The organism is Coprobacillus cateniformis (assembly GCF_009767585.1).
Lineage (GTDB): Bacteria > Bacillota_I > Bacilli_A > Erysipelotrichales > Coprobacillaceae > Coprobacillus > Coprobacillus cateniformis.
Genome location: NZ_WSNW01000001.1, coordinates 3,173,353 through 3,186,167, shown reverse-complemented (window position 1 = coordinate 3,186,167; position 12,815 = coordinate 3,173,353). Strand labels below are relative to the sequence as shown.

At 32.3% G+C, this 12,815-nt stretch carries 13 protein-coding genes; 3 read left to right on the top strand and 10 right to left on the bottom strand.

Features of this window, described 5'->3' with window-relative positions; genetic code table 11:
* Positions 1–13: 13 nt before the first annotated feature.
* Complete coding sequence (coaBC, locus tag GQF29_RS15745) at positions 14–1,207, top strand: bifunctional phosphopantothenoylcysteine decarboxylase/phosphopantothenate--cysteine ligase CoaBC (RefSeq protein ID WP_017143767.1); 1,194 nt, start codon at positions 14–16, stop codon at positions 1,205–1,207.
* A complete protein-coding gene (locus GQF29_RS15740) occupies positions 1,201–1,980 on the top strand; it encodes a type III pantothenate kinase (protein WP_008789876.1) in 780 nt (259 codons plus the stop codon). Before coaBC ends, GQF29_RS15740 begins: the two co-directional genes overlap by 7 nt.
* A gap of 20 nt (positions 1,981–2,000) precedes the next feature.
* Here GQF29_RS15740 and GQF29_RS15735 read toward each other — a convergent pair whose 3' ends face one another.
* The 8 genes from GQF29_RS15735 to GQF29_RS15700 all read right to left on the bottom strand — a co-directional run bounded on the left by GQF29_RS15735 (position 2,001) and on the right by GQF29_RS15700 (position 11,062).
* A complete protein-coding gene (locus GQF29_RS15735; RefSeq protein WP_008789877.1) occupies positions 2,001–3,296 on the bottom strand; it encodes a patatin-like phospholipase family protein in 1,296 nt (431 codons plus the stop codon).
* A gap of 2 nt (positions 3,297–3,298) precedes the next feature.
* Complete coding sequence (malQ, locus tag GQF29_RS15730) at positions 3,299–4,744, bottom strand: 4-alpha-glucanotransferase (protein ID WP_008789878.1); 1,446 nt, start codon at positions 4,742–4,744, stop codon at positions 3,299–3,301.
* Positions 4,745–4,752: 8 nt separating this feature from the next.
* Positions 4,753–5,394 carry a lactate utilization protein gene (locus tag GQF29_RS15725; RefSeq protein ID WP_008789879.1) on the bottom strand — a complete coding sequence of 214 codons (642 nt, stop codon included), beginning with the start codon at positions 5,392–5,394 and terminating at the stop codon, positions 4,753–4,755.
* The gene (locus tag GQF29_RS15720; RefSeq protein WP_008789880.1) at positions 5,342–5,521 is read right to left on the bottom strand and encodes a hypothetical protein; all 180 of its coding nucleotides are present in this window, start codon (positions 5,519–5,521) and stop codon (positions 5,342–5,344) included. The genes GQF29_RS15725 and GQF29_RS15720 overlap by 53 nt, the downstream gene beginning before the upstream one ends.
* Positions 5,518–7,527, bottom strand: coding sequence for a ferrous iron transport protein B (gene feoB / locus GQF29_RS15715; RefSeq protein WP_017143768.1), 2,010 nt, complete (start codon positions 7,525–7,527; stop codon positions 5,518–5,520). The genes GQF29_RS15720 and feoB overlap by 4 nt, the downstream gene beginning before the upstream one ends.
* Complete coding sequence (locus tag GQF29_RS15710) at positions 7,520–7,753, bottom strand: FeoA family protein (RefSeq protein WP_008789882.1); 234 nt, start codon at positions 7,751–7,753, stop codon at positions 7,520–7,522. The genes feoB and GQF29_RS15710 overlap by 8 nt, the downstream gene beginning before the upstream one ends.
* Before the next feature lie 517 nt (positions 7,754–8,270).
* Positions 8,271–10,709, bottom strand: coding sequence for a heavy metal translocating P-type ATPase (locus tag GQF29_RS15705; protein WP_008789883.1), 2,439 nt, complete (start codon positions 10,707–10,709; stop codon positions 8,271–8,273).
* A gap of 14 nt (positions 10,710–10,723) precedes the next feature.
* Complete coding sequence (locus tag GQF29_RS15700) at positions 10,724–11,062, bottom strand: ArsR/SmtB family transcription factor (RefSeq protein ID WP_008789884.1); 339 nt, start codon at positions 11,060–11,062, stop codon at positions 10,724–10,726.
* Between the two features lie 116 nt (positions 11,063–11,178).
* On the opposite strand from GQF29_RS15700, the gene GQF29_RS15695 reads away from it, so the two are divergent.
* Positions 11,179–11,700, top strand: a complete 522-nt coding sequence (locus GQF29_RS15695) for a cysteine hydrolase family protein (RefSeq protein WP_008789885.1) — start codon at positions 11,179–11,181, stop codon at positions 11,698–11,700.
* A gap of 10 nt (positions 11,701–11,710) precedes the next feature.
* Here GQF29_RS15695 and GQF29_RS15690 read toward each other — a convergent pair whose 3' ends face one another.
* Together GQF29_RS15690 and pcp are read right to left on the bottom strand one after the other, a co-directional pair.
* Positions 11,711–12,172 (bottom strand): gamma-glutamylcyclotransferase family protein, encoded by a 462-nt coding sequence (locus GQF29_RS15690; RefSeq protein WP_008789886.1) that lies wholly within the window; start codon positions 12,170–12,172, stop codon positions 11,711–11,713.
* Positions 12,172–12,813 carry a pyroglutamyl-peptidase I gene (gene pcp / locus GQF29_RS15685; RefSeq protein WP_054325108.1) on the bottom strand — a complete coding sequence of 214 codons (642 nt, stop codon included), beginning with the start codon at positions 12,811–12,813 and terminating at the stop codon, positions 12,172–12,174. Before pcp ends, GQF29_RS15690 begins: the two co-directional genes overlap by 1 nt.
* Positions 12,814–12,815 lie beyond the last annotated feature (2 nt).

Genomic DNA, 12,815 nt, shown 5'->3' with positions numbered 1-12,815 from the left:
TGAGGTTTATTGTATGTCTAAAAAGATTATTGTTGGAATAACTGGAAGTATTGCAGCATATAAAGCTATCCAATTGATTAGTGATTTAACAAAAAAAGATTATCATATTGAAGTCATGATGAGTGAGAGTGCTGCAAAATTTATCACACCAGTTTGTATTCAATCACTTACAAAAAGAAAAGTTTATATTGATACTTTTGATGATGAGAATCCTGCTATCATTACACATGTTGATATTGTCAAAGATGCTGATTTATTTATAGTCGTTCCAGCAAGTGCACATACGATTGCCAAATTAGCTTATGGGATGGCAGATAACATGTTAACAAGTGCTTTCTTAGCAGCAACTTGTCCAAAATTGATTGCGCCTGCTATGAATGTTCACATGTTTGAAAATCCTATAACTCAAAAAAATATGCAATCTTTAAAAGAGACTGGTGTATTGTTTGTAGAACCTACTTGTGGTTTATTAGCATGTGGCGATATAGGACGTGGAAAACTGGCTGATCAAGAAGATATTATGGAAATGATACATTATGCCTTGTCTAAAAAAACATTAACAGGTAAAAAGATTTTAGTGAGTGCTGGACCTACACAAGAAAGTATTGACCCCGTTCGTTATATTACAAATCATTCAAGTGGCAAGATGGGGTATGCCATCGCTAAAGCAGCCTTTTGTTTAGGAGCAGATGTTACACTTGTCAGTGGCCCTACTTATCTCAAAAAACCATATGGCATCAATTGCATAAACGTTGTGAGTGCGGATGATATGTATCAGGCTATTCATGAGATTTCAAAACAACAAGATTTTATCATTATGTCAGCCGCAGTTGGAGATTATGCTAGCCAAAATATCGCAGATCAAAAAATCAAGAAAAATGATCATAAAATGACTTTAGAACTTATAAAAAATAAAGATATTTTATTTGATTTAGGTCAAAAAAAATTACCACAGCAGATTCTATGTGGTTTTGCAATGGAAACCAGTGACTTGATTGAACATGCTCAGGATAAATTGAAGAAAAAGAATTGTGATATGATTGTTGCTAATCATTTAAAAACAGATGGTGCTGGCTTTCAAGGGGATACAAATATTGTAACATTTATAACTCAAGATAGTATGAAAGATTATGGATTATTATCTAAGGATGAGCTTGCTTATGAAATTTTAATGACATTAAAAAAGATGGAGGAATCATTATGTTAGTTGCTATCGATATTGGTAATACAAATATTACAATGGGAGTTTATGACCGAGATCAGTTAATTGGTAATTATCGTTTAACAACAAAGTTTCAAAGAACATCTGATGAATATGGATTCATGTTATTATCTTTCTTAAATGCATCTTCAATTGAAGTTGAACAAATCGAGGATATTATTATTAGTAGCGTCGTTCCAAAAATCAACTATTCTTTTACCAACTGTATTAAAAAATATCTTCATAAGAATCCTATATTTATTGGTCCAGGTGTCAAAACAGGTATTGATATTCGCATTGACAATCCTTCAACACTTGGTGCCGATCGATTAGTAGATGCAGCTGGTGCCTTTTATACTTATGGTGGACCTTGTTTGGTCATTGATTTTGGAACAGCAACAACTTATGATGTTGTTACTGCTAAGGGTGAGTTTATAGGGGGAGCAACTGCTCCTGGTATTGGTATATCAACAAATGCCCTTTCCTCACAAGCTGCTAAATTGCCAGAAATCGAAATTCAAAAACCTAATAAAATTATTGCTAAGAATACAATTAAAAGTATGCAGGCTGGAATTGTTTTCGGATATATTGGTCAAACTGAATATATTATTAGAACGATTAAAGAAGAATATGGAGAAAACCTAAAAGTCATTTCAACAGGTGGTTTAGGACGTATTATTGCAAGCGAAACTGATGAAATTGATATTTATGATGTTGATTTAACATTCAAAGGACTTAAAATTATATACGATAAAACGAAAAAGAACATATATATTTAATTATAAAAAGAGATAAGAACTCAGTTTTCAACTGAAGTCTCATCTCTTTTTTCATTATATAACATAAACAGAAGCCTAGCGATAATGACTTCTTTAGAAAATAATGTAAGAAATTTCTCAACATCGACCTTCTCTTCTGCAGGATACAGCATACCATGCAACAAACGTCCTACAACACCTAACTTATTAATATTCTTTAATGTTTTAGATATTTCATCTGTTGAACGTAATGATACCATTTGATATTCTGGATTTGTGTATTTTTCAAAATCCTTTAACAAATCTTGAACCACCAAATCAAACTGATAAACATAACTTGGATCACGCCCTACAAGTTCTAATGTCCAGTCTAAAGCTACAAATAAATAATCATTTTCACTTAAAGGCTGATCCTTATGAGCCTCCATGAATCTATAAACAAGATTACCACCTGTATCACTTCTAAACATTTTACGCATATAACGTTCTAAATAAAGAATATCTTTATAAAAAACATGAAACAAAGGTGATTCAAACTGCTGAAATGTATATTTTACCCCCAAGTAATCACCAAAACATTTCATGGCTGTTTGATAACCCAAACGTTTATTTCTATCTAATGCTTCACGACTAAAGTCCATGAATCCACCTAAATCCACATAAGGCATTGTATATGTGATATGAGGACGATTGACATAATGTTTATGAGTTGCTTCTTTACTATTCATATCCACAACAATAATCTCATCAGCACCCATATCAAAAGCGAGGTCAATTGGAACATTATCATAATAACCACCATCTATAAAGTCTTCGTTTTGAATTGAATGAATTGGAAAAACTGGAAAACATGATGCACTTGCAATGAGATAATCAAATATATATTGTTTGTTCATTTCTTCTTTGGTAATGAATAATGGTTTTAATGATGGATAATGAACTGTACACAAGCCAAAATCAATTGGTGATGATAAGAGTTGTTCTTCTTTTAACAAACTTCGAATAAGTTCCTTTAATGGTGTAATATCAGCCCCTTTTTCTTTTATATATTTCTTAAAAAAAGAAATAATTAAGTTAGATTGATTTAACATAGTATCTAAATCAAATTGAAAATCTGGTTGAAAGCCACCAGCAAAGACTTGAGAAATATCTATATGGTTCCAAAGTTTTTCCAAAGCCTCTAAATCTTGTTGAGCTAATAAACATCCATTCATTGCCCCTATTGATGTTCCTGTCACAATTTGGTAATCAATACCCAACTCACTAAGTGCTTTCATGAAACCAGCTTCATAAGCACCTTTAGATCCGCCACCAGCTAATACCACTGCACGTTTCATAATTAAACCCCTTTTCTTCCACTCACTTCTATCATATTTTTATAATCTTCTAAATATGAATCAAATTGTTCAAAGGATGACAAACGATACTCCCAGTTTGGCGAACCTATCTTACCAGGTACATTAAATCGTGCTGATGTATCACACCCCATCATATCCCATACTGGAACAATAACATGCATTGCTTCTAAATCTAAACAGTAATGAATGATTTTTTGATAATCGTGAACCTCATCATAATTAGCAATATATGTGGATACTTTTTTATAGTCTTCTTTTTCTAATGAATCTAACCAGCCAACAAGTGTATCATTATCGTGTGTACCAGTGTAAACAACAACCTTATGAAAATCAAAATCATAACAATAATGAAACTGAAAAACATACATTCCTTTCAAATGATAATGATCTCTTAAATCATAAACCTGATGACGAAGTTCGCCTAAATCTTCAGCGAGAATAGATAGTTCTGGAACCTTATTAAACAAAGTATCAAACAATTGATAACCAGGAGCTTCTATCCAATCACCAATAATAGCTGTTGATTCACTTTCAGGAATTTTCCAATACGTATCAAAGGCTCTAAAATGATCAATCCGTACTGTATCATAAATTTGTGAAGCTGCTTTCATACGTTCAACCCAAAAGTCAAACTGATGTTTAGATAAATACTCCCAATCATAAAGTGGATTTCCCCATCTTTGACCAAATTTACTAAAATAATCTGGTGGAACTCCTGCTACAAATGATGGCTTTCCATCTTCTTCCAAAAGAAAACATTGTTGATTCACCCAAACATCAACTGAATCTAAACCAACATAAATTGGCATATCTCCAATAATTGAAATACCTTTTTGATTTGCATAATTTTTTAATGCATTCCATTGTTTAAAGAAATAATATTGTAAGAAGATTTGATAATTAATTTCCTTTAAAAATGGTGTTAAAGAAAATGATAAATCACGATAATAATACTTATATTCGTCTTCCCATTCAACCCATGATTTTTGATGATTATGATCTTTAAAAACTTTAAAAACTGCATAAAGATGTACCCAATCATTTTCTTTTACAAAACGTTGATACTCATCAGTTTCCTCAAAACGTTCAAAAGCTTTCAAATATAATTTCTCTTTAACGTGTCTTACTTCTTTATAATCCACAAAATGATAAAGCGTATGAAAAGATGTCACTTCTTCAGCCAATAATAAATTATCTTCTACCAATCCAGCAAGACTTAAATAAATTTCATCTCCAGCATGAGTTGATAATGGCTGATATGGGGAATTTCCATAGCCTAATGGATTTAATGGTAAAATCTGCCATAGTGTTATTGATGCGCTAGCCATCTTATCAACCAGCTCATAAGCATGTTGACCAAAATCACCAACACCATAACGTCCTGGCAAAACTGATATCGGAAATAACAATCCTGCTTGTTTTTTCATAAATTCACCTAATATCCTAAATAGTCTTCAACAATGATGACTTTCATACGATTAACCTTCCCTTGATATCCTAATTTAACAAAACTGCTACAAATTCTTTCTGGACTATGGCATTCCATACATCTGCCTGTTTTTACACAAGGTGTTTTTTTATTTAAACGAATAGCGTTTGCTGGAGCACTACAATTTTTAATATGTGACAATGCACCTGCTTCATCTTGACAGATTTTATTCAATCCAGCAATCACAATAACCTCTTTTGGTCCAAATATCATTGCTGCTACACGATTCCCTGTTCCATCAACATTATACAAACATCCATCCATAGTTAAAGCGTTTGTACTCGTAATGAATAAATCAGCATAAAATGCCTCACGAAAACGATCTTCCATAACATCTCTTGACAATCCTTCTTCATATCGATCAATAAAATGGACATCACTCGTACGCAATAAATCAACAACACCCATTTGATTCAGCGTTACACTTCCACCAACAGCAACTTTCTTACCATCTTTTAAAATACTTTTTAAATAAGTCTCCAATTCTGTTTGATTTTTCACAAACATTAAAGTCATATTATTTGCCTCAAAAGATTTAATCAATTCTGTCTCTTTGATTTTCAATAAAGTCTTTAAATTCTCTTCCATCTTTCTTCCCTCCACAATTCTTATGACAATCTGAACAATTATGGCAATGTCCTTTTTTTATGATACGATAAGCCAAAATAATACATATACATAAAACTATAATAACAATGATATCAACTCTATTCATAGAAATAAATTTCCTATCTGATATATCAGCATAGCAACTAAATATGCCATCCCAGTTTGAAATCCAGCAGTTAATAAAGCCTGTAACCAACTACCTAGTTCTCTCTTTGTAGCAGCAAATGCTGCAATACAAGGCATATACAAAACAGTAAATACCAAGAATGCAAATGCACTCATAGGAGTAAATATTCCTGCCAAAGCACTATTTAAAGAAGTAGCTGTATTTGTTGCAGTTAAAACACTTAAGGTAGAAACAACAGATTCTTTTGCAGTAATCCCAGTCATTAATGCTGTTGAGGCACGCCAATCATTAAATCCAAGTGGCTTAAATATAGGCGAAACAAATGTACCAATTGCTGCTAAAATACTTTGACTGCTGTCCTCTATCATTTCAAATTGGAAGTTAAAACTTTGTAAGAACCATATCACAATAGAAGCTATAAAAATCACTGTAAAAGCTTTACGAATAAAATCTTTTGCCTTATCCCAAACATTTAGCATAACATTTTTAGCAGTTGGAATACGATATGCTGGTAATTCCAATACAAATGGGACAGGCTCTCCTAAAAAAATTGTATTTTTCAACAGCAAAGCTGAAACAACAGCAACAAGTATACCAATACAATAGATTGTAATCATAACTATAGCAGCTTTACTTGGAAAAAATGCTGCTATAATCATTCCATAGATAGGCAATTTAGCACTACATGACATAAATGGTGTTAATACTATTGTCATTTTACGATCACGATCACTTGATAATGTACGTGTAGCCATTATAGCTGGTACACTACATCCAAAACCTATCAGCATTGGAACAAATGATCTGCCAGATAAGCCAATTTTCCTTAAAGCCTTATCCATAACGAAAGCAACTCTCGCCATATATCCACTGTCTTCTAGCAATGATAAAAAGAAAAACAAAATAACAATAACAGGCAAAAAAGACAAAACACTTCCCACTCCTGCTAAAATACCATCCCCAATTAAGGCGCGTAACCAGTAAGCAACATGGTTCGTTTCTAAAAATGCCAATAACCAATCAGAAACAATGGTAATTCCACTATCCATCAAATCCTGCAAAGGAGCACCAATAAGATAGAATGTAAAGTAAAAAATGAATAACATAATCAATATAAATACTGGTATTCCTAAGTATTTATGTGTAAGTAGCAAATCAATCTTCTCTGAACGAATTTGTTCTTTGGTTTCACACTCTGTAAAAACACAGTCTTGACAAACCTCTTCAATGAAAGAATAACGCATATCAACCAATGCTGCTTCACGATCAGTTCCTGACTCTTCTTCCATTCCTTCCAGTATATGCTCAATAATATGACAGTCATTTTCAGATAATTGTAGAGTCTTAAACATCTCTTTGTCACCTTCAATCAGTTTTGTCACACAATAACGTACTGGAAGATGCAATGCTCTAACCTTCTGTTCAACAATATGTGAAATGGAATGAATCGCTTTATGAACAGGTCCATGACATAAATCTAAATGTCTAGCTGGCTGATCCATATTCCTTTCTATCTCAGTAATAACATCTTCAATACCTTCATTTTTACTAGCTGAGATAGGAACAATACTCATCCCCAGTTTTTCTTTTAAGCCATCCAAATCTATACAATTCCCACTGCTCACAACTTCATCCATCATATTTAAAACAAGAATCATAGGAATATTTAATTCCATTAATTGCATTGTTAAATATAGATTTCTTTCCATATTTGTTGCATCAACAATATTAATAATTAAATCCGGATGTTCATCTAATAGAAATTGAATGGAAACAATTTCTTCAGAAGTATATGGAGATAATGAATAAATACCTGGCAAATCAATTAATTCAAATTGCTCTTTATGCTTTTTTATGAAACCCTTTTTTTGTTCAACTGTTACGCCAGGAAAATTCCCAACATGCTGACTTGATCCTGTTAAAGCATTAAACAATGTTGTTTTTCCACAATTTTGATTACCTATTAACGCTATTTTTCTACTCATCACTAACCTCCTTGATTGCTATCTTGGAAGCATCATCTTTTCTTAAGGTTAAAACATAACTTCGTAAATAAACTTCTATTGGATCACCCATAGGTGCCACTTTACGAACCTTTATTTTTGTTTTAGGTGTTAATCCCATTTCTAATAAACGACGGCGTAATAGCCCTTTACCACCAACTGTTTCAATAACAACCGTCATTCCTGGTTTTACTTCATCTAATGTCATAAACAATCCCCCATTATTTATATTATAACGCATTTTTATAACGATGAAAACACAAGACATTCATTAAATCTTAAAAAGTTATCATATTCTAACTCAATATCATCAAAAAAACATAATCTTTGTCAAACAAGCACTAATCACTTGTTTATTGAAGACTATACTATTTATTTAATCTTTCCTTACATAGCAAATAAGAGTTTCAGTGACAACAAGATCCACCAAACCACCATACGATAAATAAACCAGTCTGACTCTTTTTTCTGGCTGAAAGTTAATTTGTTCTAATCATCAGACCATTGATAAAGTCATAGATGAATCATTTTTTAGAATTTTTATACCTTCTTGAGTCATATTATCTACCACAACTACTATTTCACTTGAAGCATCAATAGTCATTAATGAATACCAGCATTTCTTATTTTACATCAAAAAAAGATAGCATCTCTATGAAATCCCCCAAAGTTTAAACAACCTGATATTTGGGTTCATTTCATTATTGAGATACTATCTCTATTATTTATTTTAAAACTCTCATAGAATTAAGAATCGCAATTAATGTAACTCCAACATCAGCAAAAACACCCATCCACATATTTGACCAACCAAACATCGTTAACAACAAGACACCAATTTTAATAACTAATGTGAAAGTAACATTTTGCTTCAAGACTTTATTTGTCTTATGAGAAATGATAATTGCATCTTTAATTGTTTCAATATTATCTTGCATTAAAACAACATCTGCCGCTTCAATAGCAGCATCACTTCCAACACCACCCATTGCAATCCCGATATCAGCCCTTGCTAAAACAGGAGCATCATTGATACCATCACCTACAAAGGCAACATAACCATCTTGTTTCAATAACTTTTCAACCTGTTGAACTTTATCTTGTGGTAACAGCTCACTATAAACTGTATCAATTCCTAGTTTCTGTGCAACATCATTCGCAACCCTATGATGATCTCCAGTTAGCATAACAGTATTTTTAATTCCAACTTCTTTTAATAACTGAATTCCTTTCATTGTAGATTCTTTAATTTGATCTGCAACAACAATGGAACCAGCAAATTGTCCATCAATAGCAACATAAACGATTGTACCAACAGTTTTTGGCTCTTTCACTTGAATATTCATATCCTCAAAGAAAGATTCATTTCCTAGACATACATGTTTTCCTTGAATCTTAACATCAATACCTTTACCTGCAATTTCTTTAAAATCATCAATTTGATTCTCATCAATACTTTGACCATATTTTGCAACAATACTTTTTGCAATTGGATGATTACTATAAAACTCTCCATATGCACCATACATCAATAAATCATCTTGTCCATTCACTTCAACAACATCAAATTGCCCTTGAGTTAATGTTCCAGTTTTATCAAAAACAACAGTATCAACATCTTTTAATAATTCAAGATAATTCCCACCTTTGATTAGAGCACCCATTTTGCTTGCTTTACCAAGTCCAGCATATAAGCCTAATGGAATAGAAATGACCAAAGCACAAGGACAAGAAACAACAAGGAATGTTAGAGCACGATATAACCAATCACTAAAAACAGCATCTTCAAAAATAAACATCGGAACAATAGCCAACAATACCGCCAAAGCAACAACTGTAGGCGTATATATACGAGCAAACCTTGTAATAAATCTCTCAATAGGCGCTTTCTTACTGGCTGCATTTTCCATTAATTCCAAGATTTTTGAGACAGTAGAATCCACATACGGTTTTGTGACTCTTATTTCAAGAATGTTTGTTAAATTAACAACTCCTGCCAAAACATCTTCGTTTTCACGAACTTCTCTTGGCATAGATTCACCAGTCAAACTAGATGTATCTAAAGAAGAAATCCCCTTTACAACAACACCATCTAATGGAATTTTTTCACCAACTTTCACAACAATAATATCATCAACCTTAACATCTTCAGGCTCAACCTTTCTAACACCTGTAGATGTTTTTAGATTAGCAAATTCACTTTTAATATCCATCAATGAAGAAATTGAACTTCTTGTCTTATTAACAGCATAAGACTGAAAAATCTCTCCAACACTATAGAATAGCAATACTGCAACAGCCTCTTTATAATCACCTATACAGAAAGCTCCAATTGTTGCTATTCCCATTAAGAAATTTTCATCAAAAATTTCTCCTCTTAAAATATTTTTAATAGCCTTCCAAATAACTTCATAACCAATTAAGATATAAGAAATAAGAAAACCAAAAAATGAAATATTTTGTCCTTCTAATAAAATACTGATAAAATAAACAGCAACTCCTAAAACCAATGCCCAATTTTCTTTTAAACTAAATAACTTCGGCTTCCCTAGTGAGCGATTGGTATTTTTATATGATAATGTCACACCATCTTCTACTTTATCAACAGTTTTTTGTAAAGATGCAATCAAAATTTCTGCTTCGACATTTCCTTTTGCTTTCACTTGTAATGTTTCAGTAGAAAAATTTAATGCAGCATCTTCAATTTCATCCATCTTACGGATAGCTTCTTCAACTTTCATTGCGCAAGATGCACAATCAAGCCCAGATATTTTGTAAGAAATCGTTCCATCCCGATTCAATGAGTGTGTTTTGACATCAAGATGTTCATGGTCATGACTGCAATCACATTGATCATGTTTATGATGTGTATGGTCATGACCACAGTCACAATTGACATGTTCATGCTGATGCTCTTGATGTGTATGCTGTGATGACAATTGAGTTCGCTTTCCTTTCTCTTCTAATTGGACATCTGGTTCCACTTTTTGAATAGCCACTTGTAATTCATGAATATCAATATCATTTTGTGATTCAAGCACTAACAAACTATTTGCAAACGAAATTGAGCATTCAATAATATCATTTCTTTTGTTTAATACATCTTCAATTTTTTGTGCACATGATGCACAATCAAGATTTTTAATAATATATTTTTTCATCATAACAGCTTATCCCCCTATTCAATGACATGTTTATATCCAGCATCAAAGATTTGCTGTACATGTTCATCATCCAATGAATAATAAATCATTTTACCATCTCTTCTAAATTTGACCAAATTCGCATTTTTCAATATTCTTAACTGATGAGAAATAGCAGATTGTGTCATTTCTAAAGTTGCTGCCAAATCATACACACACATCTCAGATTCAAATAAAACACAGATAATCTTAATACGTGTAGAATCACCAAAAACCTTAAATAACTCTGCAACATCATATAATATCTCTTCATCAGGTAAAGCATCTAAGACTTTATCCACTGCATCTTGATTGACAATGATAGTTTTTTCCATACTTTGCCTCCTTCTTCATATGAACATATATTCATATGACAATATGATTATACAATCAAGTATTTGACATGTCAATATATTTTGGTAAAATAATGAAAAACGAGGAGATGAAAAAGATGAAAAGATTATTAATCGTAGTAGATTATCAAAATGATTTTGTTAATGGAAGCCTTGGTTTTGAAAAAGCACAATTATTAGAAGAACATATTATTCAACTGATTAAAGAGTATCATATGAATGGTGATGAAATTATTTATACAATGGATACTCACCAACAGAATTACTTAGAAACGTATGAAGGTCATCACCTACCAGTTGAACACTGCATTGAAAATACAGAAGGTTGGCAACTCTATGGAAAAGTTGGAGAATTACTTCAAGATTGCTTATGCTTCAAAAAACCTACTTTTCCTTCTTTAGACCTAGCATATTACTTAGAAGATAAAGAATATAAAGATATCACACTAGTTGGAGTTGTTTCACATATCTGTGTACTCTCTAATGCTATTATGGCTAAAGCTGCTCAACCTGATACACCTATTCGAGTAGATTTGAGAGGAACTTCTAGCGGTGACGAAAAAGTTCATCATGAAAGTATCGATGTTATGAAATCCATGCAAATTGAAATTATTGAATAAGAAAAAGAGTTTATTCTTCTTCAGAATCGAAGTCGAATAAACTCTTTTTTCCATCTCTTTTTTGTTGAATATATTGAACATAATCTAGACAGTGAATATCATCACCTAATAATAAAACATTATCTTCATTATCCATATTGTAAACATATACTGGAAGTTTTTCAATTTCATGGCCTTGATCATCATATATAGGACATATTTCCTTATTATATTCATTATCAATACAATTATATCCTTTATATCCTTCCATTTTATCAATTTTCTTTAAAGTCTCTTCATCAACTTCATGAATTTCACCTAAAATCATATGGTGACCCTCAGTTAAATAAGCTGGATAAACTTTTGTTAAAATTGTCATTAAACTTCCTTTGATGTATGCATAACTGCGAAACGAATCTTCATCCCTTAGATACAAATCATAATTATACATACCCAATCTTAAAGTTCCATATACAAATATTCGATGTTTCATTAATGTGTAGCCCCACCTGTTACTTTGATATCTTCCTGTGTGTCAATGATTGCTTCAATTGCAGCCGTCAGAGCTTCAACAATACTATCCAAGCTCATGCTTGGCATATTTTTCTTATCAATCACTTGTTGTGGCAAAAATGGGATATGTATAAATCCACTTCTTTTTCCAGGATATTTGGTTTCAATAATATGTCTCACCCCATAGAGAACGTGATTGCATACAAATGTTCCTGCACTATTTGAAACTGATGCAGGAATTTGACGTTCCTGGATACGAGCAACCATTGCCTTAATCGGTAAATTTGAGAAATAAGCAGCAGGTCCATTGGGAAACACAGGTTCATCAATAATCTGTTGACCATCATTATCTGGAATACGACAATCATCCATATTAATACCAATACGTTCCACTGTAATATCTGTTCTTCCTCCTGCCTGCCCAATTGATAAGACAACATCAGGATTATGTTCCTGAATTGCCTGATCTATAACTGCTAAAGAACGATGACAAACTGTAGGAATTTCCAATTTTACAATTTGTGCTCCAGCAATTGTATCTGACAGTTTCTTCACAGATTCAATCGCTGGATTAATTTTTTCTCCACCAAAGGGATCAAAACCAGTTACTAAAATTTTCATAA